This is a genomic window from Streptococcus sp. DD13 (assembly GCF_001578875.1).
Lineage (GTDB): Bacteria > Bacillota > Bacilli > Lactobacillales > Streptococcaceae > Streptococcus.
Genome location: NZ_KQ969507.1, coordinates 118,845 through 142,420, shown reverse-complemented (window position 1 = coordinate 142,420; position 23,576 = coordinate 118,845). Strand labels below are relative to the sequence as shown.

General features: G+C 47.0%; 21 protein-coding genes. All 21 read right to left on the bottom strand.

Going from position 1 to position 23,576, the window contains the following annotated elements:
• Nucleotides 1-93 precede the first annotated feature (93 nt).
• The 21 genes from STRDD13_RS06955 to STRDD13_RS09005 all read right to left on the bottom strand — a co-directional run bounded on the left by STRDD13_RS06955 (nt 94) and on the right by STRDD13_RS09005 (nt 22,102).
• Nucleotides 94-780, bottom strand: coding sequence for an amino acid ABC transporter permease (locus tag STRDD13_RS06955; protein WP_067103422.1), 687 nt, complete (start codon nt 778-780; stop codon nt 94-96).
• 73 nt (nt 781-853) lie between these two features.
• Nucleotides 854-1,693: a transporter substrate-binding domain-containing protein gene (locus STRDD13_RS06950; RefSeq protein WP_067103420.1), complete on the bottom strand. Its 840-nt coding sequence runs from the start codon at nt 1,691-1,693 to the stop codon at nt 854-856.
• Between the two features lie 171 nt (nt 1,694-1,864).
• Nucleotides 1,865-3,727, bottom strand: a complete 1,863-nt coding sequence (locus STRDD13_RS06945; protein ID WP_067103418.1) for a proline--tRNA ligase — start codon at nt 3,725-3,727, stop codon at nt 1,865-1,867.
• Between the two features lie 104 nt (nt 3,728-3,831).
• Nucleotides 3,832-5,091: an RIP metalloprotease RseP gene (rseP, locus tag STRDD13_RS06940; protein ID WP_067103416.1), complete on the bottom strand. Its 1,260-nt coding sequence runs from the start codon at nt 5,089-5,091 to the stop codon at nt 3,832-3,834.
• A gap of 12 nt (nt 5,092-5,103) precedes the next feature.
• Nucleotides 5,104-5,910, bottom strand: a complete 807-nt coding sequence (locus tag STRDD13_RS06935) for a phosphatidate cytidylyltransferase (RefSeq protein ID WP_067103414.1) — start codon at nt 5,908-5,910, stop codon at nt 5,104-5,106.
• A 12-nt stretch (nt 5,911-5,922) separates the two neighbouring features.
• Complete coding sequence (locus tag STRDD13_RS06930; RefSeq protein WP_067103411.1) at nt 5,923-6,702, bottom strand: isoprenyl transferase; 780 nt, start codon at nt 6,700-6,702, stop codon at nt 5,923-5,925.
• A 90-nt stretch (nt 6,703-6,792) separates the two neighbouring features.
• The gene (gene yajC / locus STRDD13_RS06925) at nt 6,793-7,083 is read right to left on the bottom strand and encodes a preprotein translocase subunit YajC (protein WP_067103409.1); all 291 of its coding nucleotides are present in this window, start codon (nt 7,081-7,083) and stop codon (nt 6,793-6,795) included.
• 74 nt (nt 7,084-7,157) lie between these two features.
• Nucleotides 7,158-8,321, bottom strand: coding sequence for an ATP-grasp domain-containing protein (locus tag STRDD13_RS06920; protein ID WP_067103407.1), 1,164 nt, complete (start codon nt 8,319-8,321; stop codon nt 7,158-7,160).
• 18 nt (nt 8,322-8,339) lie between these two features.
• Complete coding sequence (locus tag STRDD13_RS06915) at nt 8,340-9,080, bottom strand: esterase family protein (protein WP_067103405.1); 741 nt, start codon at nt 9,078-9,080, stop codon at nt 8,340-8,342.
• Nucleotides 9,081-9,093: 13 nt separating this feature from the next.
• Nucleotides 9,094-9,918: an alpha/beta hydrolase gene (locus STRDD13_RS06910; protein WP_067103403.1), complete on the bottom strand. Its 825-nt coding sequence runs from the start codon at nt 9,916-9,918 to the stop codon at nt 9,094-9,096.
• A 115-nt stretch (nt 9,919-10,033) separates the two neighbouring features.
• On the bottom strand, nt 10,034-11,035 hold the full coding sequence (locus STRDD13_RS06905; RefSeq protein WP_067103401.1) for a sugar transferase: 1,002 nt from the start codon (nt 11,033-11,035) through the stop codon (nt 10,034-10,036).
• Between the two features lie 148 nt (nt 11,036-11,183).
• Complete coding sequence (asp5, locus tag STRDD13_RS06900; protein WP_067103399.1) at nt 11,184-11,411, bottom strand: accessory Sec system protein Asp5; 228 nt, start codon at nt 11,409-11,411, stop codon at nt 11,184-11,186.
• A gap of 1 nt (nt 11,412) precedes the next feature.
• The gene (gene asp4 / locus STRDD13_RS06895; protein WP_067103397.1) at nt 11,413-11,598 is read right to left on the bottom strand and encodes an accessory Sec system protein Asp4; all 186 of its coding nucleotides are present in this window, start codon (nt 11,596-11,598) and stop codon (nt 11,413-11,415) included.
• A complete protein-coding gene (gene gtfB, locus STRDD13_RS06890; protein ID WP_082781218.1) occupies nt 11,582-12,949 on the bottom strand; it encodes an accessory Sec system glycosylation chaperone GtfB in 1,368 nt (455 codons plus the stop codon). Before gtfB ends, asp4 begins: the two co-directional genes overlap by 17 nt.
• Nucleotides 12,943-14,454 (bottom strand): accessory Sec system glycosyltransferase GtfA, encoded by a 1,512-nt coding sequence (gtfA, locus tag STRDD13_RS06885; protein WP_067103395.1) that lies wholly within the window; start codon nt 14,452-14,454, stop codon nt 12,943-12,945. The genes gtfB and gtfA overlap by 7 nt, the downstream gene beginning before the upstream one ends.
• Nucleotides 14,455-14,459: 5 nt before the next feature.
• Nucleotides 14,460-16,835: an accessory Sec system translocase SecA2 gene (secA2, locus tag STRDD13_RS06880; RefSeq protein ID WP_067103393.1), complete on the bottom strand. Its 2,376-nt coding sequence runs from the start codon at nt 16,833-16,835 to the stop codon at nt 14,460-14,462.
• Nucleotides 16,836-16,867: 32 nt separating this feature from the next.
• Nucleotides 16,868-17,332, bottom strand: coding sequence for an accessory Sec system protein Asp3 (gene asp3 / locus STRDD13_RS06875; RefSeq protein ID WP_067103392.1), 465 nt, complete (start codon nt 17,330-17,332; stop codon nt 16,868-16,870).
• Nucleotides 17,329-18,864 carry an accessory Sec system protein Asp2 gene (asp2, locus tag STRDD13_RS06870; RefSeq protein WP_231852578.1) on the bottom strand — a complete coding sequence of 512 codons (1,536 nt, stop codon included), beginning with the start codon at nt 18,862-18,864 and terminating at the stop codon, nt 17,329-17,331. Before asp2 ends, asp3 begins: the two co-directional genes overlap by 4 nt.
• Nucleotides 18,865-20,442, bottom strand: coding sequence for an accessory Sec system protein Asp1 (gene asp1, locus STRDD13_RS06865; protein WP_067103390.1), 1,578 nt, complete (start codon nt 20,440-20,442; stop codon nt 18,865-18,867).
• A gap of 7 nt (nt 20,443-20,449) precedes the next feature.
• Nucleotides 20,450-21,667 carry an accessory Sec system protein translocase subunit SecY2 gene (gene secY2 / locus STRDD13_RS06860; RefSeq protein ID WP_067103529.1) on the bottom strand — a complete coding sequence of 406 codons (1,218 nt, stop codon included), beginning with the start codon at nt 21,665-21,667 and terminating at the stop codon, nt 20,450-20,452.
• 264 nt (nt 21,668-21,931) lie between these two features.
• Nucleotides 21,932-22,102, bottom strand: coding sequence for an LPXTG cell wall anchor domain-containing protein (locus STRDD13_RS09005; RefSeq protein WP_443031072.1), 171 nt, complete (start codon nt 22,100-22,102; stop codon nt 21,932-21,934).
• Between the last annotated feature and the right edge of the window lie 1,474 nt (nt 22,103-23,576).

Sequence of the window (23,576 nt, the reverse complement as noted above, 5' to 3'; positions counted from 1 at the left end):
TGCGGCTACCAACAGGGTCGCCGGAACAACTTGGAGAATTTCCCAAACCGTAGCCAGCAATGAATCGAAACTAAATTGCATGGAGACTCCCTTCTAAACAAGATGACGGGTCGCAAGCTTTTCTAACCCAGCAAAACAGAGAGAAATCAGTGTGGACATCCCCCAAAACAGCAAACCAACCAAAAAGTAAACTTCCAATTGCTTGGTCCCATATGAAAGGGAAATCAAATTTTCTGCTAGACCCATGATGTCCGTCATTCCAATTAAGTAAAGAAGGGAAGTGTCCTTAAGCAGGTCGATCGCCGCATTCCCCAAACTAGGCAAGACAATGGGAATCATTTGCGGAAAAAGAATGCGCAGATTGGCCTGTAATGGAGATAATCCAATGGCCAGAGCTGCTTCTTTTTGCCCCTGAGGGACAGCCAAATAGCCCGGACGTAAAATCTCTGAGACAAATGCCCCATTATATAAGATGAGAGCCAGCAGTGAAAAGAGAAGTTTATCTCCTCGACGAATATCGATCCCAAAGAAGGTCTGCACCAGCAACGGCAAGCCATAATACACGATAAAAATATGCAAAATCCCTGGTGTCGACCGCATAAAGGAAACATAGAGACTAGCGAGTTGCTTCAGTACCGGTACTCGTTTGATCCGGACAAAAGCAACTCCTGCTGCTAGAACCAAACTAAAAAAACCAGCAATAACCACCACCAAAAAGGACAAGGGAATTTTTTCCATTAAGCGGGGAAAGATCTTGACCATGTATTGAAAATCGAGCATATCGCCTCCTATTTTTTTCTAGCGAGAAGGAGAGGGAGCTGATTTCCAACTCCCTCCTCCTGGTCATTCGTGATTATTGTGTAATTTTATACTCAAACATGTTTTGGTTGAACCATTTTTTAGACAAGTCTGCCAAGGTTCCATTTTCTTTCAAGGTTTTCACAGCCTTATCAAAGGCTTTCTTGAAGGCTTCTTGCTTTTTGGAGAGCACAAAGTAGGTTGCATTCACTCGGACTGGTTGATCAGCCTTTTCAACATTTAAATTCAATTGTTTGATGATGTTTTCGGCATTAAAGTTGGAAGACATCACGACCGCATCATAGGTTCCATCGTTCACTGCTTGGAATCGTTGAGCGATATCTCCTGATTCTCCCTTGTTGATCGTGATTTGGGCATTTGGATGTTCTTTGTTGTACTGGGTCAAGAGGTTATAGATTCCACCATTGGCTGTCACTGGATGAAGTTTAATTCCTACTAGATCCGCCAAGGTCTGAATATTTTTTTCATTTGTGCGTTTATAAATTTCGACGGTGCTGACACCTGTATTTTCATCTGGGAAGAGATAGGCTTTTTCACGTGCCTCCGTCTTAAACAAACCGCCTCCAATCAAGTCATAGGTCCCCGCTTCTAGACCCGTTTCTGCCGCTTCTGCAGAAACGGTCTCAACATCAATATGGTATCCTTCGATCACCTCATTAATGGCGTTAATCACGTCCACTTCGTAACCAACGAGCTTACCAGACTCATCCGTATAGCTCAAAGGCTGAGTATCGGCTTCTAAAGCCACCCGAACGGTTACATCCTTTGAATCTGCAGAAGAGCTCGTCTTTGTACTGTTTGCAGAGGAGCCACATGCTGCTAGGAGACCAACAGCTGCCACTGACAATAAGCCGACTAAAAATTTCTTTTTCATATTGGATTTACTTCCTTCTTTAAGATTGCATTTATTCTATCAAATTTTCCACCTCTTGCCTAATGCTAAAAAACTATGGTAGTGATAGGTTTTCTTTATGGTATAAAATCTCCGATCACCTGAAGAATTCAAAAAATAGAGCAAAATAAAAAAGCTGGTGGCCCAGCTTTTTTATTCTTCAGTTGCTTGGAGAATAGCAAGTGTTTCAATCAATTGGTCCACATGAACTTCCATGGTGTCTCCAGTTGATTTGATCTTAATCTCAACAATTCCATCCGTAGCTTTCTTTCCAACTGTAATCCGGATAGGTAGACCAATCAAATCGCTATCGGAGAACTTAGATCCCACGCGCTCTGCGCGGTCATCTGTCAAGACTTCATAGCCAGCTTGAACCAGCTGATCTTCAATCGTCTGTGTCAGCGTCATAGCCTCTTCATCCTTCACATTGACCGGGATCAAGTGTACATCATAAGGTGCCAATTCTTTCGGGAAATTGACCCCCCAAGCATAGCGATATTGCCCTTTTGGAGACTTGGTCACAAATAAGCGTGCATGTTGCTCCATGATAGCAGAGAGCATCCGACTGACACCGATTCCATAACTTCCCATGATCAGTGGAACGGCACGACCATTTTCATCCAAGACATTAGCCTGCATGGATTCTGAATAACGGGTTCCCAATTTGAAGATATGTCCAATTTCAATGCCGCGAGCAAATTTCAGAACGCCCTTTCCATCTGGAGAAGGCTCCCCTTCTTTAACCTCACGAAGATCGACATACTCTGATACCTTATAATCCCGACCTACATTAGCTCCTGTATAGTGATAGCCATCTTGGTTCGCTCCCACAATAGCATTGGCCATGCCTTCGACCCGTAGATCTGCCAGTATCCGCGTTTCTTCTGGAAGGCCAACTGGACCTAAGGAGCCAAAGTGGGCCCCAAAGAGAGCTTTTGCATCCTCTTCAGACGCCGCTTCTAAGTAGTCTGCTCCCAAGTAATTTTTTAGTTTGACATCATTGAGCTGGTCATTGCCCACCAAAAGGACCACTACTGGCTGAGCATCTGCCAGATACAGCATGGTCTTAATCGTTTGATCTTCTGAAACCTTGAAAAAGGCCGCTACTTGATCAATCGTGCTACAATCCGGAGTCTCTACCTTAAGCAATTCTTCTTCTGCTACCGCTTTGTTTGCAGAAACAGAAGCACTCGTTGCCATTTCCAGATTGGCCGCATAAGAAGACTCGCTGGAGTAAGCAATCGTATCCTCCCCAGAAATAGTCCATCGACCCAACTCTGCTCGGATTTCTTCTAGAACTTCTGCTGGGATTTCCTCCAAGCTTCCAACCGAAGGGTCCAAGACCAACCAGTGGCTCAAGTCCGTCCGATCCGGTGTGATGGCCATAAATTCTTGGCTATCTTTTCCCCCCATAGCTCCACCATCCCCGATAATGGCTTTAAAATCAAGCTCCGCCCGTTGGAAAATCCGTTCATAGGCTGAGCGATAGCCCTCATAGGTCTGGTCCAAGCCCTCATAGTCCGCATGGAAGCTATAGCCGTCCTTCATAATGAATTCCCGTCCACGCAAGAGACCATTTCGAGGCCGCTTTTCATCCCGATATTTCGATTGGATCTGGTAGATATTCAAAGGAAGTTGCTTGTAAGACTGGATCGCATCACGGGCCAGCAAGGTCACCGTCTCTTCATGAGTCGGACCCAAAATAAAGTCAGAGCCTTCTCGGTTTTTTAACTTATACAAGTCTTCTCCATAAGTGGCATACCGACCTGACTCACGCCAGATATCTGCTGAGAGGAGGGCAGGGGCCAAAAATTCAACGGCTCCAATCTTGTCAAATTCTTGACGCATAATCGTCTTGATTTTTTCAAGCACCCGGTGAGCCAGGGGCAAGTAGGCATAAATACCCGCAGAGACTTGCCGAACATAGCCTGCCCGCAACATGAGGGCATGGCTAATCACCTGGGCATCTGAAGGCATCTCCCGCAAAGTAGGGAGCAGCATGTTTGATTGTTTCATCATTTTCCTTCCTAAAAGGCCGGGGCCTTCTAGTTTCCTTTCCTTGATTCTATCATTCTTCTTTGGGGCCTAGAGCTGTTTATCTACTGAGGACCTGCCACTCTCTAAAAGAAGACCCGCATAATATCATTCCATGTGACCACAATCATGAGCACGATCATAAAGATTGCTCCAGCAACCGTGATATACATTTCCACTTCTTTACTAAGAGGCTTTCTCCGAATGGCTTCAATGAGGTTAAAGACGATTTTTCCACCATCCAGTGCAGGGATGGGCAAGAGGTTCACTATCCCTAAGTTAATCGACAAGAGTCCCAAAAGGGAGATGATCGTTAAAATCCCTTGCGAAGCCGCTTGATTGCTGGCACTATAAATGGCAACAGGCCCCCCTAGTTGACGGATATCAAAATGGAAGATGATATTTTTCAGAGCATTGAAGATGGCTAAAGAACGATCTCCTGCCATTTGAAAGCCTCCAACAATCTTATCCCAAATTCCCGTTTTTAAGTAGGGACTCACCCCGACAAAAAAGCTTTTTCCTTCTTTTTTAGCCGTCACTGTGATTTCTTTTTCCTGTCCATCCTGCTCAACCAAAAGCTTGATTGCTGGCGCACTGGTTGCATTTTGGGTTTGCTTGCTGATTTCTTCCTGGATCTCACGATAGCTTGAGACCGCAACATCATTGACCTTTCGGATCCGATCTCCTGTTTGGACCCCCGCGGCTTGAAGGGCACCATTTTCGGCAACCGTTACTTGATTGGTCGATACATCTGGGCTCCCTCCCATCATAAAAATCAGGAGGATAAAAGTGGCAATTCCAAGGATGAAATTGTTCATAGGACCTGCAAAGTTGGTCATAAACTTGCCCCAGACGCTAGCGTTTTGATACTGAACATCCTGCGGAGCGATTCGGACCTCTGTCCCATCCTCCTCTACTATCGTCGCATCATGAAAGACAGGATAGACTTTTTCTTGGCCCAAAACCAGCCCTTTGATCTCCAGCTGATCTTCCAAGTCAAAAGAGGTGACATTCATCGGAATGCTGTCCATATCGAGCTGACGCTCGGAAAGATTAATCCTCGTAACAAGGCCATCCGCATTCACTGTCAAGCTAACAGGCTGTCCCGTCTTGATTTCCGTTTCATCATCTCCCCAGCCAGCAAGGCGCACATAACCTCCCAAGGGAAGGATACGAACCGTATAAGCTGTCCCGTCCTTTCCAATATGGGCAAAAATCTTAGGCCCCATACCGACAGAAAATTCTCTGACTAGGATACCCGCCCGCTTGGCAAAGTAAAAATGACCAAACTCGTGTACAACGACGATAATTAAAAATACAACAATAAAGGTAATAATCCCTAGCATGGTTCTCCCTTCTTAGAACAAGCCAAAGAGGTGCATCAATGGAAAGACAAAAATCATGCTGTCAAACCGGTCTAAAATCCCTCCATGGCCTGGAATCAAATTGGAGGAATCCTTCACTCCAAAGCGTCGTTTGATCCCTGATTCGACCAAATCTCCTAACTGGGCAAAGACCGAAAAGAAGACCACTAAGACCAAGGTTCCAAGTACTGGATAAGACAAGCGTAGGTTTGGATCAAGCAATAAGAAAATGGCTGCAGTTACCACCGCACTCAAAATTCCTCCCAGAGCTCCTTCTACAGTCTTATTGGGCGAAATCGTGGGCATCAATTTTCTCCGTCCATACCGGCTGCCCACTAGATAAGCACCGATATCGGTCATCCAGACGATGAAAAGGGCAAAAAAGACCATGTCCAAACTATGGGTGCGAGCCGCAATCAGATTGTGAAAACCAATTCCGACATAAAAACTGGACGCTATAGGAAAAACAGCTTCTGAATAGGTATAGGTCCGTGGATTAAAGACCGTTGAACCCAACATGATAAACATCACGACCGTGTAGGCTGTGTAGTTGCCATCTAGCGGTAAAAATTTGAGGTAGCGGTCTAAGGGGAGGGTCAGCAAAAATGTAGCCAACATGGTCAGTATCCCCTCAATAGAGTTAGGCGCCAAGCGGTGCATTCGAAGCAACTCTCCGGTCGCGATAAGGGCAAGGGCCCCTATGACCATATGGAAAAAGACGCCTCCCTGCCACAAAGGAATGAGAAACAAGAGAAAGGCAATTCCTCCTGAAATCACTCGTTTTTGTAAATCATTTTTCATCCGAATCTCCTTTTAAACCCCGCCAAATCGCCGTTGTCGACGATTAAACTCCGCTATCGCCGCCTGGAGAGCCTCTTCATCGAAATCTGGCCAAGCGATATCCGTAAAATACAGCTCACTATAGGCTGTCTGCCATGGTAAGAAATTACTCAAGCGTAGCTCCCCACTGGTGCGGATCACCAAATCGGGATCCCGTAAATCCTTCGCCAGAAAGCCTGTATAAAGGTGCTGACTAATGGCTTCTTCATCGAGAGCATCTGGACTGCGATAGCCCTGAGCTACTTCTGAAACAAGTTCTTGCAAAGCATGCTGAATCTCCGCTCGTCCTCCATAATTCAGAGCAAAGTTCAAGATCAAACCTGTGTTTTGGCAGGTTTTTTCCTGGGCCTTGTAGAAGGCTTCCAGGGTCGCCTGAGGTAGACGTTCTTGATTCCCTAGCATGCGAATTTGGATATTATTTTCATGAAGCACTGGGACATAGCGATCATAAAACTCGATCGGCAAATTTAAAATAAACTGGACTTCATCTTCTGGTCGAGCCCAATTTTCGGTCGAAAAAGCATAAACCGTCAAGACCTTCACTCCTAAGCGAGAGGCTTCTAGTGCCACTGCTTGTAAGGCATCCATCCCAGCCTTGTGCCCCATCACTCTGGGTTGCATCCGCTTTTTAGCCCAACGACCATTTCCATCCATAATAATGGCGATATGACGCGGAACTTGCTCTAGATGGACAGGTGCCGCACTCTTCTTACGAAAACGAAATTTCACAATAGTTCTTCCTTTGATAAACATCTATATAATGAACATCTTATTATATCACAAATCGAGCCAAAAATAAAAAAGAGCCCTCGTCAAAAGGCCCTGTGGAAATGCATTTTCAGATTATTCTGCTTCGGCTATTTCAATCGCTCCAACCGGCTCAGCTTCTACTTTTGTCACCGTACGACGGATCGCTCCACGCTCAAATGTCAAGTAGACGCCATCACAATCTAAGACAAAGGTCTGATCATCGATTTCGTCGATCACCCCATGTAAGCCACCAATGGTGATGATTTCATCCCCTTTTTTGATTTTACTTAAGCGCTCTTGTTGCTGACGCGCTTGGCGACGTTGGGAAAAGATCATGACAACCAACATCACGACCAAAATAAGTGGAAATAGTAATCCTTGCATAAACGATACCTCTTTCATTTCTTGCTTCTTTTATTATAAGGAAAAGGACTTGAGATTGCAATTATTTAGCCAACTTAGGCTTTTTTACGAAAATCTAAGATCATTTGATCAATCTCACTGCGTTCCGGGCTGGTTAGGATATAATGCGTATCCCCTTGTAGACTCGCAAAGGCCTCTGGCACTTCCTTGACAGCCTTTAGCTTGTAGCCATATTTTTCCCTTAGTTCTTCTTCACTCAAGGCATAGTGTTCGGATTTTCGCCGGGCCGTGACCAAGCCAAACTCAGTCTCTCGACTCTGCTTTTCAAATGGATCTCCATGGACGACATCTGCATAGCCCTTATAAAGATCAATCGAATGCGCAAAATTGTACAAGTCGACTGTAAATCCACCCGCAGGACGATTGTTGTACTCAATCGCTATATAATCATCCTCTGTCCGGAAAAATTCGATATGGAAGAAACGCTCCTTCATGCCGAAGGCCTTGATGATTGCTTCCCCATATGCTTGTAACTTAGGATCGATCTCTTTTAGGATGTAATAAGAGTTTTCATAACCATAGAGTAGCAAGTCTAGGGGTGTATAGGCATAGTCAAAGGTCGTCGAAAAGACGATGTTCCCCTCATGATCTAAAAGGCCATCAAAGGTACAAATGACACTTGAGTCCACAAATTTTTCGATAAAATAGACGACCGACCGGTCCCAATTTTCCTTGAAATGAGCGACATCCGCTTCTGTCTCCAACTTAAACGTCGCAGCAGCTCCGACACCATTGTCTGGTTTGGCAATCAAAGGAAGCCCAATTTTCTTCACAGCCTGATCCAGCCCTGCAAGGGTTTTTACAACTTGTCCAGGTGCGACTGGAACCCCTGCCTTCTTGAAAAGTTTTTTCATTTCTGACTTAAACTTGGTCTTCTTTAGTTCGGAAGGCTTGAGGCCAAAGACATGGAATTGCTCCCGGAGGCTCGCATCCAACTCCATCCAGTATTCGTTTAAAGACTCGATCCGGTCAATCGGACCATGTTTGTGGAACAAGAAGGCGACGGCCCGCTTGACTTCTTCCACATTTTCTAGATCCTCAACACGGAAGTATTCTGTCAAGGCTTCCTTCAGCGGCTGATCCAACTGATCATAGGGTTCCTGGCCAATTCCAAGGACTGTAATGCCTTTTTTAGCCAACTCAACGGTAAACTGTTGGAAATTTTGAGGATAATAAGGAGAAATAACGATATAGTTCATGGCAAGTCCTTTCTAGTATTAGAAATACATCTGACTGAGGAAATAAGGCATTTGGCGGCGCCACCATTCCCAGTCATGTGCGACATCCTGTCCCCACTCTGAAAACCAAGCCGGAATTTTCTTTTGGTCAAAGGCTTCCTTTAGCGTATAAAAGGACGGAAGCCCATCTTGTTCCCAGTCTCCAAGACCGGTACAAACGACGATTTGCGCTTGACGATAGTGGTCAATAAACCAGCCATCATTTTGCTGCCACAGGTAATCCGCTGGAGAATTTTGATAAATGAGCGAATCTTCTCCGTACTCTCCAACAAAATAACGTGCATCATAAACCCCACTGAGGGCAACGACATTATTAAAGACATCCGGATGCTGAAGGAAGAAATTCAGGGCATGATAGGCCCCCATGGAGCATCCGGTCGTCATCATCGGATCAAACCAGCCTGTATGATGCTTGATAAAGGGAATGGCTTCTTCAATCACATAGTGCTCATAGTTCGTATGCATGAGAGCTCGGTCATGAGGGGCTTTCCAATCGGCCAGCCAACTTTCCTGATCGACACTTGCCAACGTGAAAAATTGTAGACGCCCTTCTTCGATAAAGGAACGACAGGCCTCAATCATCCCAAAGTCATAATACTCATCATGACTTCCTCCAGATGAAGCAAAAACAACAACAGGAAGTCCTGCGTGTCCATAACGGTTGAGAGGCATCTCACGGTTGAGATGTCCACTCCAATGACTTAGTCTTTCCATATGCATATGACGGTTCCTCCTACCAATTTTCTCCTAAAAAGCGCAAACATGTTGGCAAATACTGAGCCCAGGCCTCCTCATTGTGAATCGCCCCGGAACAAATATCAATGGCTATATTCTCTAGCGCAAGCCCCTTTGATAAGAGCTTTCTATAATAGGACAAAGACGAGTCGATATAGGCCTGCTTGATATTTCCAGCCATCAGGGTTTTGTCCGTCTCATCCGCTTCTTCTGTCCCTACATAGATATAGACCCGCTGATCTGCTAACAACTCTTTACGCTCTAAGTAGCGGTCAAAAGCGGCTTGGTGAAGCCAGTTGGCAGACGAAAAGACGCCGAGACAGCCGATTTGGTCCTGATACTCAATCCCCATAAACTGAGTAATATTCCCCCCTAAGGAGGAGCCAATCATCGCCGTATGTTTTCGATCAGACTTGGTCCGATAGGTTTGATCGATAAAGGGTTTGACGACTCCCATCACAAACTCTGCGTACTCGATCCCCTTTCCCCCAAACTGCATGCCAGGGATATTGGACTCTTGGTAGCGCCAAGCCGAATATTCATTCATCCGTGCAGGACCATCATTGTCGATCGCGACCACAATCACCCGCGCAATGTCAGGATTGCGCTTGATCACAGGGATCACTTTCCACGAATGTCCTGAAAAAGCTTCCTTACTGTACAGAACATTTTGACCATCGTGAAAGTAGACGACAGGATAAGACCGCTCGCTCTCTTCTTCATAATTTTTGGGCAGTAAAACGCGGACACGACGCTTCTGGCTAGTATAAGGAACTTCGAGCTCATGCGTTTTCATTTCTAAGTAAAAATAGGATCGATTCATTTTCAGAAAACTCTCTACATTTAAATTTTATCTTATTATACCACAAAATTTTATTAAAATTTAAACAATTCAACAAAAGCCGCCCCTACTGGTAAAAAGGGTGCGGCCACATAGCTTAACTTAAAGCCATAATCGCGTCAACGGTGAGTTTTTTGGTGAAGTAGCCATTGCTAATGAGGTAGGAAACATAGCGAGCTCGTTCTGCCATTTGCTGGTATTGCTCTGGCGTACAAACGGCAACGACCTGACTAGCCTCCTCCAGACTAGAAACCACAAAGCCAATCCCCCTCTCACGGATATAGTCTGCATTGGACAAGTAATCTGGTACCACCACTGGAATCCCAGCTGCCAGATAGGCCGACAGCTTGTAGGAGATGTTCATCTTGTAATATTCTCGTTCATCCTGCGGGTTCTCAGAATTTCCCCAGACCAAGCCAAAACCGCCCTTGGACAAGTCCAGAAGGAGTTCTTGCTTATTGCGCCAACCTTCTAAGTGGACCTTAGAATAGTCAATCCCTTCTTTTTCTTCTGTATAGACATGAAGAGGGACCTCTTGTTTCCAGTCAAGGATGTGCGGGAAGCGAGAAGGATCTCCGGAGAAGATGAGTTTGCGCTGAAAAGTTGGTTGATGCAGTTGCAGGTCATGGGTGAAGTCCCACATCTTTTGGATGATGATCTTTTGTACGGTGAGGCCTTCTGCGATCAGCTTATCCCGCATCCGTTCTGATGGAACGACTACGACGTCACTTTTATTGTAAAGCTCGATATAGGCCGGCATGAGGTAGTAGTTGCTCTCAAACATAAGCGGAGGCACATCATGGATAAACATGACCACACGCGCTTGGAGACTCTTGACCTTATTGACCACATGTGTGTCCCACTCATGACCATTCCAGGACGGAGATTGGAAAAAAACCACATCTCCGTAGCCAAACCCTGCAATAATCCCATCAAAGCGCGCATTCTTCTCTGGCCAAGGCTCGTTTTCATTGTGGTAAAAGTAGAGGGCTAGTTCATTTGCCCCCATCCCACGGACAATCTTCATGACATCATTTTGTGCCATGAGTGCGACACTCTTAGGAGATTGACCGTATAAATTTGTAAAATGTAGTTTCATAGTTTCCCTTTTTTGATTCTGGGAGTGGAATAGATCGAAAGTTCTCCAAAAGTCTATCCATCATTTCACTCCATCTCTAACCCCAAGTACGTTCTTATTGGTTTGTTCACTCGTATCTTTCAGACCCTCCTCAGGCCCATTCTAGGACTTAAGGGAAGAGAAGCATATGACAGAGAAGCACCAGCAAAAAACTGGCCGCGACCAACACTGTCGTAATCTTCAAGCCCCTTTTGGATCGCCAATAACTGGGCCGACCGATTTGACTGGTCACATCTTCTGAAAAGGTCTGTTGCTGGCGAGGTTGGATGGTCATCAAGAAGATAAAGACCACCGATAGCACCGCCTCTAGGACAAAAAATAGATACTCTAGCCGCATATCAGCCCACCATTCTCAGCAAGGTAAAGAGCAAGCCTAAGAGGATCACAAGGCCCAATGCAAGGCTAAACAGCGTATTTAAGCGCTCAGCACCTGTCTTTTTCTCCTTTTCAGGCGCCTTTTGCTGCAAATCTGCCATCCGCCCTTCTACTTCCTTGTAAAACAAGTCTTCATTCTGTTCTGTCATGATCTTCTCCCAATACTGTTTTCAGGCCTTCTGCAAATGCTTCGGCAGTTAGGGCATCGGATTGGCGCACTTGACTCGCCAAGGCCTCACGGAAAGCTGCCTCGGACTGGTAAATAGCCTGGATCCGCTCCACTAGACCCGATTCATTCCCTTTCGCCAGACAGTTTTCTGGAGCCAGGAAACGACGGTCGTGCACGGTGTGTTCGTAGCCAAGGATGACTTGTCCCTGCTCAAAGGCCTTACGGACAATCCCTTGTACCTCTGCATAATGATTGATATCCAGATAGATACTCGATTGCGCAAGCAAATCTTTGATCTTCTGCTGACTGATGTTTTGATAGAGGACGATATTGGGATAACGCATCATACTCATCAGCTTGGGTGACATTTCAGTCAAAGCGGCCACTCTGATCCGAACATTTGGCAAGGCTTGAGCCAAGGTTTCCAGGCTTTCAATCTGATCGGAATTGGTCAGGACAAAGGCGTCCTTGCGAATATCCTCCCTCGGCTGGATGTCATAGAGATAGCCAAGAGGCGAGAACTTGCTTGCTTTTTCAGCTGGTGCGAGTTGCAGCGCCCGCTCATAGGTCGCTTGATGAGGGATGATAATCTTCTGCGAGCGGATCTGGTCATTGGTCAAAATGAGCTGCATATTCCCCGGCAAGCTATCGCCCAGAGGCTCCTGCCAGAAGAGAACATCCTCTCCAGCTCGTCCCTGATTGCTCAGCTGGATACTGAGACTAAAGGAAGTCGCCAAAGTATTGAAGAAGATCCGATCCAGATCAAACTCCCGTACCCCTAAGTAATAAAGATAAAATTCCAGACGATTCTTAAAGAATTGCAAAGGTTGACCAGCTAGTGACAACAGGATATCTCCTGTCACATGATTTTCCGTTACACGCTCGATCTGGTCCCCATCATAGTAGGTCGTTAGAAGGGCAGCTCCAGCCCCATCACAGGTCGTCTGAGCATAGCAGCGACCGTACTGATCATAGCGATCAATGGTGACCACTTGACCCTTTTGGTCCAGCCACTCGACCCGCTCGACGATCCGCTGGTGACTCGGTCTATAGTAACAAATCCGGGCCACTTCTCGATTGTAATCTTTGATCCGTGCCCCTTGGTTATCCCCTATGATTTCCCAAAAATCTGGGACTGGTACTTCGTTGAAATACCGGCCTCTTTTTTGACCACCGGATTCCCCTAAAAAATAGAGAAAAGGCGACTCTACTAGGTCCGGCAAAAAGCCGTGGGGTTCTAGCACTACAGTTGGGTGAGTAAAGCCGGCCCCTTGCAAACTCTGAAAGAGGTCCTGGCTAGCTGTCGAATAGACATCAAAAATAGTTAACATGTCGTTACCTCCTCAATCAACTGTTCCCAGGCTTTGACCACCCGATCTGTCAAGAATTCTTCCGCCCGAGCATAAGATGCAGCTTCAAAATCAGCCTCTTGTTCCTCCCTATAATAGGTCAGGATCTTTTCCGCAAAGGCTGTCGCGATCTGATCCACGACCCGATCGGATGAATTTGGCAAGAGATAGCCGTTTTGTCCCTCCCGGATAAAGGTTTGGTTGCCATAAGGCACATCAAAACCGATAATCGGAAGACCCGAACCAATCGCCTCCATCAAGGTCAAGCCAAATCCTTCACTGGTCGAAGCCGATAGATAAAGCTCATACTGAGGATAGATGGTGGACAGGTTCGCATGTCCCTTGAGTTTTATGTAGTCCTTGGCCCCTAAGTCCTCGATGAGTTGAACCAACTTCGCCTCTTCTCCCCCTTTTCCGTAGATATCAAAGGTCAAATCTGGCAAGGATTCGTGGGCTTTAGCTACTGCATGAACCAGCCAATCGATGTGCTTTTCCGATGCCAAGCGAGACGCCGTCAGCATCGCGCGAGGACGACGACCTCCGGACTGTGGGTGCACAAGCGACTCTAGACTTCCCACAGGGATCGTATAGATAGCTGGGTGGTGCTGGGTGAAACGGTCGAACTGCTCCCTTAAGACTTCCTTTTGTCGCTCGGTCGCAACGATGAAAAAGTCAACTTTATCCGCATTCGAAAACTGGTAATCATAATAATTGTTCCAAAGGATATACTCCTCAGTCACGGAGTTGAGGCTATAGTGCTCTGCATGGACGACCACTCCCAGACGTGCTGGACGCACTTCTTGAAATATCGGCTGGGCAATGTCCGTCGCCCGGTCCAAAATCACCAAATCGTGCTCCGTCAAAGAAAGTTCCTGCATAAAATAGCGGATCAGCTCCTTGCGTCCTTCCAGATAATGGTCCTTAAAGCGGTAAATCTCGCGTCCATCTGCGACAAACATCTGATAGGCGACAGACCCATCTTCATTGTAAAAACGGCGTTCCACCAAATTTGCTTGCCCATCTTTTGGACGGAAATACTCCGAACAATAACGGCCATAAGAGAAATAATCCTTACGCACCAAGACACCCCGAGAGACATATTCACAGCGTTCGACATAGGGACTTTCCTCTGCTCGCAAGTAGCAGGTCACAAAAGCATCCTGATCTTCGTAAAAAAAGCGACGGACCTTGCCATTTTTTTCTTCGCGACTAGGGGTTCCAGCGAAGTGTGCTAAGACCTGGTCTACCCGATAGCTGGTCTCTGCAATCTTCATATCCGTGAAGTAGCTATACAGCCAGATAATCTCCTCGTCGTGAAAGCCGATATTGGACGTCAAATGCTGAATATTGTCCGACAAGATCAAGTCCATAAAGACGAATTTGGCAGGCTGATTGGCCTTGCGAAGCAACTCAGCTCGGTAAGCCTGAGCGTACTCGACCCCGCTACTGGCCCAACCAATACCAAGGTTAATATTGTAAACTGTCATATATTTTATGGGAAATGGAGCACCAATTCCCCCTCCTTATTTACTTCGACGGTACTCAACAGTAAGTTGCGAACCATTTGTTCTTTTGCTAAATCCTTCATCCGATCAAAGGACTCGTGTGCCTCTTGGAAAAAGCCGATAATCGGATTTTGCTGACTTGCGTATTGGGATGAGATGGCTGCTCTCAATTGCTGGAGATAGTCCACCTGCTCGACCCAGTTTTCATCGATGGCCTTAAGGAAAGATACCCGATGAAAATGAGCTACAATCGTATCCTCCTTGAGAATAGCCTCTTTTTGAGCCAGTTCCTGCTCAGCTAGTTCCCAGAGCAAGGCTTCCTTGTCCTGAAGAGAACCCATATGTGCCTGGACCTGGTCATTGGCTACTCGGTAGCTAAAGTTATCTAGGATATAGCGGTAAAAGGCCGCTGGATCTTCGTATTCTGGCTTGCTCAGCACCCCTTGGATGACGGCTGCAATGGTCTCTTCTACTTCCTCATCCAAGCGTCTATTTTTTTTGATCAATTGATCCCGTTCCTGATAGATCAACTGCCGCTGAATATTCATACTCTCCGCGTACTCCAGAGTCATCTGCCGCATGGAACGACCGGAGCTCTCACTGGCCCCTTGGGCCCTTTCTACCAGCTTTTTGTACTTCCTCTTTTTGAGCTCGCGAGGTTGACTGGAGACACCTTCCACATCATAGCGTGCATACTGATCTTGGACCCAACGAGGACCCCAATCCTTCATGATGTCATCCTCTAAAGAGACGAAAAACTGACTAAGGCCCGGATCCCCCTGACGACCAGAACGCCCACGGATCTGCAAATCCACCCGTTGGCTGGTCATGCGCTCGGTCCCCACTACGATGAGTCCCCCTAGCTCTGCAACACCAGGACCCAACTTAATATCCGTCCCTCGTCCAGCCATAGAAGTGGCGACAGTGACCGCCCCCATCTGCCCGGATTCTGAGATGATCTGGGCCTCACGGGCAGCATTGTTGGCATTGAGCAGATTATGAGCGATTCCTTCGCGTAGGAGGAGATTGGAGTAGATGATGGACATCTCCACAGACCCGGTAAAGACCAGGATGGGATTCCCCTTTTCATGCCATTCCTTCACATACTCCAAAGAAGCAAAGATCTTCTCCGCCAAGGTCCGATAGATCCGGTCAGGTAGGTCCTTTCGGATTTTCTTTCGGTTGGTCGGGATCTGGACGACACGCAAGTGATAGGTATCCAAAAGCTCGTCTTCGGCCACCTTCCCTGTCCCTGTCATCCCAGCGATTTTTGGAAACATCTTAAAAAGGTTTTGGTAGGTGATAGAGGCCATGGCCCGTGTTTCTTGGGTCAAAGGAACATGTTCCTTGGCTTCGATTGCTTGATGCAGCCCCCCTTGCAAACGGGTCAATTCTAAGAGCCGACCGGTCGAGCGGTCCACCAAGGTCACTTCTTGCTCTCCTTTATCATTTGGCGCTAGGACATAATCCTTATCCTTGATATAGAGCTTATGAGCTTGCAAGGCAAGACTAATATGCCGGACCAATTCCTTATGTTTTGGATCATAGAGATGCCCGACACCAAAGAAGGCTTCCGCTGTTCGCACCCCTTCTCGTGTCAGCCAAACTTGGCGCTTATCCTCATCAAACTTGTAGTCTCGACCAGCCTCAAGGGTCAAGATAAAGGTATCCACGATGTGATAAAGATTGGACTGCACCCGCGGGGAGCCAGAGATGATCAAAGGTGTCTGAGCGCTATCAAGCAAGATGGCATCAATCTCATCAATGATGATGTAGTTAAAATCGGGTAGAAACTGATCCTTGACCGAATCCGAAAGGTTCTCACCCAAATAGTCAAACCCCAGAGCCGAATTGACCGTATAGACGATATCCGACTGGTAAATCGCCCTCTTTTGCCCGGCCGTATAGCCTTTTTCGTCATCCGTCACTGGAACCCCGACGGTCAAGCCCAAAAAGCGATAGACCTGTCCCATCTCCTGGGCATCCCGTTGGGCTAGGTAGGTATTGGTCGTCACAACCATGACCCCCTTTCCTTCCAAGGCATTCAGATAGACCGGCATGGTCGCGGTCAGGGTCTTTCCTTCTCCAGTACTCATCTCCGCCACATCCCCTTGGTGAAGAACGATAGCCCCGAGCACCTGAACATCATAGGGATACATCCCCAAAACCCGCTTGTCGGCCTCTTTCACCACCGCAAAAGCTTCTGGAAGCAGATCATCCAAGGTTTCCCCTTGAGCCAAGCGCAAGCGAAATTCCTCCGTCTTGGCTTGTAAAGCCTCATCTGTCAAGGCTGACATAGAAGCACTCCAGCTATTCACTTTTTTTAAGATTCCCTGAAGTTGCTTTCTTTTTAAATAATCCACACGTTTTCCTTCAAATCTTTCTGTCGTATTTCCTAATCTTCGTCCATCTCTCCCTCATAAGGAGCAAGAGTCATGTAATAAAACTCAAGCTCCTGTAAGCCTGCACTCAGCAAATGCACTTCGTAAGAGTAGGCCTCTCGAGGGTAGGTGAAGAGCACTTGCCCCTTGTCACTGGTCGTTCGATCGACTGTTTGTCCAAACCGGTCCAAAAAGACCACTTCCACTAAGACCGTGTGGGCTGGTGTAGACGTCATCATCAGCTCCAACTGATAGGTCTGCCCTCTTTTTAACAAGGGGAGCTCAGGTGGTCTGCGGGTATGCCCAAAGACAGACTGAGAAGACCAAGACTGGATGACTTGGGCAGAAGGCATGAGTCGATTCTTAAAGAGAACCCGTCCCTTGTCCAACTGCTGGATGGTAGATCCTTGCTGGTAGGTCGTTGCTGTAATCTCGCCCCAATAAATTTTTTTCATCCGTTCTGGTTTGATCTTCATCATCCTGATCTACCAAAGTCCCTTTCCATGATTTCCTTATACTGGGTGAAAAACCAGTCGGTAATCACCGAGCTAGCATCATTGTGTCGTCCCGGACGACTCTTGCTGATGATGCGAACTGGCTGATTATAGAGTTCTTGCAATATTTGTGGATAAGCTTGCTGGTCATAGTCATCATCCTGCATGTAAGCTAGGGCAAGAAGCGTGTCCTGGAAATTCGCCCGCTCAAACTTATCCCAAAAACGCGCATTGAGCTGAGTAACCCCCTCCTCTGAGACCTCTCCCGTTAAGAGATAGAGCATATCCAGAGAGGTTTGAAATTCATTGGGCCGCTTAAACTTGAGATTGGCTGCGATATCTCCGATATTGACCAAGGGCTTGCCGATCACGATGGCATGCGGGGAGAAATCCACCCCATAGTAGAGAGCCCCGTAGGTCCCCATAGAAAGTCCTGATAAAACGACATCTTTGGAGCCAAAGCCTAGTTCATCCAACTTCTGCTGGATAAAAGCCACTACTTGCCCCTCTAACTCCTCTGTCCCCATATAGAAGGACCCGCCTTCCAAACGAGGATCGCCAAAAAGGATAAAAGGAGCTCCTAAAGAACGCATCATCCAGTAGCCCTCAAAGCCTTCGGCTGGCCGAAAACCGGAGAAATAGATATTCAAGGGTGGCTTCAAATCCCCCGGATGGAAATAAACAATCAATTCTTGCCGTTTCTGGTCCCGCAAGATATCTCCCCCGACCAGCAACTGACCAAATGGACCGTGGGAATAGCGCTTATGGAGATTGCCAAGACGTAGTTGCCCCTGTCCCTTGACTTCGAGAGAAAAACCGAGATAATAAGGCGTTTTCTCCGCAATCACGATTGGCTTTTCCATATCAAGTTCGCTAAAAGTCTCTTCCTTACTGAGCGACCCGATGGCCCCATAGGACAGATATTGGACAGTGAGCCGGACGGAGACCGACGCATCCTTTTCATACTCCAACCAAATGTCTACTGGGAGATCTCCCCCATATACATAGTTGTACTTCCACTGCAAAAGCGGGGTATAGTCCTCTCCGTAGGCCCCCTCCAGTACAAAGGACTGACTCCCTTCCAAGGTCTGACTTCCCTTAAAGCCCTGTCGCACCTGGATATGGGAGACAGGAAACCGGTCGCCATACTGAGCCGAGTAGACAAAGCGCCCTAGCTGGCTGACAAAATCCGCTGGATCACTCATATCCCAGGCACGAGCTTGCTTGAGCGCTACGAGCCGGGCTACCTCGTCTGAGCGTATCTCTTCTCCTACGGGGTAAAACACCGTATAGGGATCCACCGCTTCCAACCATTCGCTCAAATCCAGAATATCCTCCACATGCTCTAAGAGAACTGCCGAAAGTTGCTTGATCTGGTGATCTTCCAAAAAGGCTGCTACGTCCATCTTCACTCCAGGTCGGAGGTAGATCCACTCCATTTCTTCAGAGAGCGGAACAGATTCTGACCAGTTGACGCTCCCTATCTGCAACAGGTATTTCTTCTTTCCCACAGCCATTTACGCTAACCAGCCTTCCCATTTTTCGATGACCCTTTGTCCGGTATTCTCCCGGATTTTCTGAACAGCATAGATGAGAGCTTCATTCCAAGGTTTCAACTTCGACAGATAGTGACCAAAAGCCACACAAAGCTCATCCAATTCCTCAATCACATATCCATTTTTCAGATGATCCACATACTCGGAGGCCACTTGATTGATCTGAGGAATTCCAGCCGAGATCCCTGCTATCTGGGTATAAAGATCCGGTTCGACCCCCAAATCAACAATGAGCCGTGTCTCGTCCAACTCCTGGATAATCTCCACTTCACTCAAGAAATTTTTCACAGAAAAGCGATACCCAACCTCTCCTTCCAAATCCTCATCCGGGAGCTCATTTTCCCCAAACGCCGAAGGATCCGGTGACATCCCCGCTTGCAGACTTCCTGGATCAAACTGACTCTCTGCTAGATGCACCAAACGTGCTTCCAGGTCGGACAAGCGCCCCTGATCAGCATTGTAAAAGGCAAAGACCAGCTCGACCAAAGGATTGGCTGCTACTTCCTTCAAGAGAGCCACTAACTCTTCATCCGCTGGCACCTGATCTGCCCTTTGATAGACAAAGACCTTGGACTCCTTGTGCTGCTGACTGTTCCCCAAGCGTAATCGGGTATCATAAGACGCGATATGATGGACCTTATCTGCTACTAGCGGAAAGCGCGCCTGCAAGCCTTCCTTTCCTTTCAGCTGATCTGTCAAGATCACATCCACAAGCTGACAGGACCGTTCAAACGCAGGATCCTCCTGCTCCACAAAGTCCCGTCCGACATGAAAAGAAAGGATCTTTTTGGTTCCCTCTAGCTGCGGGTGCAAGAAAGGCTCGTTCGCCGCATGTGCCGCTACCACCAGACGATCTCCCTCTTGACAAGCCTCCTGCAAGAGCTGCGCCATCTTTTCGTTGATCAAATCTCCCATAGTCGGGTAGTGAGTCTTTTGAAAGTCTGACGCAAAAACTGGATTTACATAAACGGACCGGTGTCCCTCGTCTCTTCGCTCCCTCAGGACCCACTCTCCATTGGTATGGAGATAGTCTTGGAAATGTGGCTGACCCTCCTGATAATAGACGATACTCGAGATAAACCCTCGGTCATCCAGGTATTGGACCGATCGGATGACTCCGTCTTTTTGATAAGTCACCGTCAGGATATTGCCATCTGGCCCTAGGTCAATGACCCCCACCTGCTGGCCAGCCTTCATGACCATGATATGAAACGGACTGTACAAAAAGGTCACAAAAGACCCCCAAGAAAAATCATCTAGTTGCAAGGGTAAGGGCAAGTCCTCTTGATGGACCCCTTGAATCTGATCAAAGATCGATAAACACTCCGTCTCTAGCAAGTCCTGCCGATGTAGAAAATACCGTAATTGTGGGAAATAATGGGGAATGATCAGGGCGTGCTCTTTCCCTGTCGACTGAAAAATACGTAGCTGGTGAATGCTTTCATCAAACTCAACAGTCTGCCGCATCCGGTACCAGAGTGGACTATCGACCTGCCAAGTCCGCTCTGCCCCATACCAAGCTGGGATAAAATAATACATAACACTCCTAAAATAGTTTCGTATACTGACGGTTCACCCGCATCGCTTTGATTTCCTCACGAATCGTATAAATCATGCCATTAAAGATCATGAATAAGCCCGGAAGCATACTCAATCGTAGCAAGTTTTGATCCCAAAAAAGAAGGACCAAAGGAAGCGCCGCAAAGAGCAAAAGATAGATTGCTCCGACCAAAGCAAAGCACCATAAGCGTTCCTGGATATAAAGACGCGTCTCCCGTCCAGGATAGACCCGACTGATATACTCTGAATTTTTGATCATCTTTTCTGAGATGTCAGAAGGATTGACATTAATAAAGGCAAAAGCAAAAGCCAAGAGCACAATCACCACACAGTAGAGGATAAACCAGGGCACCTCCCCCATATTTAAGCCCTGCGTCGCACTCCGTGCCCAGCTCGCCTGAGGATCGATGGCGAGGACCAAGAGCAGCAGGTATTGGGGGACAGCTACCAGGTTCATGGCATACATGATGGGCATCCCACCAGCCGGATTGAGCTTGATATCCAGATAAGAGTAGGATTCTAGACGGTTGTGGATGCCGATTTTATTGATAGGGATCCGGTACTTGGCATACTCGACGATGACCGCCAAATAGATAAAGAGCAAGGCTCCTAATCCCAATAAGGCCAAACCATACGTCGAAAGTCCTGCAACCTCTAGCGCGTCCATGATATCTTGTGGTAGATAGAGGACCATCCCTGTCATCATGATGACGACAGGACCCCCAAATCCCTGCGTGGCATTCAAGTCCGCGAGCCAGATCAAGAAATAAGACCCTGCAATCAAGATCAGGGTATGCAGGAGAACGACGGCCATGCTAGGCAAGCCCGTCTCTTTCATAGGCAGATAAAGGGCGATGGCCAGAGACTGGACGACAGACAGGAGGAAGGTCAGATACATCTTTCGGCGCTCTACGATAGCATTCGCCACCTTGTCCAGATTGAAATACTTAGACACTGAAAACATCCGCCAGAGAATCATCGAAGACATCCACGGGGATAAACCGATAGAAAAAATCGACATCCCCCGTAAGTTTCCCCCCATGACCGAGCTGGTCAGTTGTAAAGCCGTCGTTGTATTTCCACCAAAGTTCAAAGCCTTGCCGAGATCCACAAAAGGTAGAGCAATCTTACTCCCTAAGACATACAAAAAGACAAACAGAATTGTCCAAAAAAAGCGCCGACTAATTTGCGATTGAAACCTCATTTTGCTACCTGATTCTCCTTGTAGGTACTCCTTTGGGCCTCCTTGAAAAGAACCCATAATCTATTCTATTTTACCATATTTAGCCTATTTATTACAGAAGTTCCTCTTCCTAGTTTACGCCATTTCTCCACAAAAATACCCTAGGACTGATCCCAGCCCTAGGGTAAACTCCCATTTGGAAAATCATCTTTCTAAGTAGGAGGAAACAGAAAGGATAGCGAGCTATTCCATTCTGTCGATGAAGAAGCTTCGAGAAAGCTTCTCTTATTCTTCTTCAGAGCGTTTTTTCTTGCCAAGGGCAGCTGCTCCACCGATAAGCGCCAAAGCTCCTAAGGCTGTCAAGCCAACAGATGAGGTTTCACCTGTTTCTGGCAAGGCCAAGGATTGGCTATGCGCTTCTGATCCACTTCCTGAAGTTGATTCTGAAGTAGACATTGAAGTAGATTCTGTCAGGCTGTTAGAGAGTGATTGTGAGATCGATACAGACTCTGATACAGATGCGGATTCGCTTGCTGAGGTTGATTGTGACGTTGACACAGACTCAGATACAGATGCGGATTCGCTTGCTGAGATTGATTGTGAGGTTGACACAGACTCAGATACAGATGCGGATTCGCTTGCTGAGATTGATTGTGAGGTCGACACAGACTCTGACACGCTTGCAGACTCACTTGCTGAGGTTGATTGTGAGGTTGAGACTGACTCAGATACGCTTGCAGATACAGATTCTGATACTGACGCTGACTCAGAAGCACTTACTGATTCTGACGCAGATACAGATTCAGATACGGATGCTGATTCTGATGCTGATACTGATTCTGATGCTGATACGGATTCAGATACGGATGCTGATTCTGAAGCACTTACTGATTCTGAGGCTGATACGGATTCAGAGACAGACGCAGACTCAGAAGCACTTACTGATTCTGACGCTGATACGGATTCAGAGACGGATGCTGATTCTGAGGCAGATACAGATTCTGAGGCTGATACCGATTCAGATACAGACGCTGACTCAGAAGCACTTACTGATTCTGACGCTGATACAGATGCTGATTCTGAGGCTGATACTGATTCTGAGGCTGATACGGATTCAGACGCAGATGCTGATTCTGAGGCACTTACTGACTCTGAGGCAGATACTGATTCAGACGCAGATGCTGATTCTGAGGCACTTACTGACTCTGATGCTGATACGGATTCAGACGCAGATGCTGATTCTGAAGCACTTACTGACTCTGATGCTGATACGGATTCAGACGCAGATGCTGATTCTGAAGCACTTACTGACTCTGATGCTGATACTGATTCAGATACAGATGCTGATTCTGAGGCAGATACTGATTCTGAAGCAGATACGGATTCAGATACAGATGCTGATTCTGAAGCACTTACTGATTCTGATGCTGATACAGATTCAGATACAGACGCTGACTCAGAAGCACTTACTGATTCTGACGCAGATACAGACGCGGATTCTGAGGCACTTACTGATTCTGACGCAGATACTGATTCTGATGCAGACGCAGATTCTGACGCAGATACAGATTCAGATGCAGATACAGATTCGGATGCAGATACTGATTCTGATGCTGATACGGATTCAGAGACAGACGCAGATTCTGATGCACTTACTGATTCTGATGCTGATACGGATTCAGAGACAGACGCAGACTCAGAAGCACTTACTGATTCTGATGCTGATACGGATTCAGATACGGATGCTGATTCTGAGGCAGATACAGATTCTGAGGCAGATACAGATTCAGATACGGATGCTGATTCTGATGCACTTACTGATTCTGATGCTGATACAGATTCAGATACGGATGCCGATTCTGAGGCACTTACTGACTCTGATGCTGATACTGATTCAGATACAGATTCAGATACAGATGCCGATTCGCTT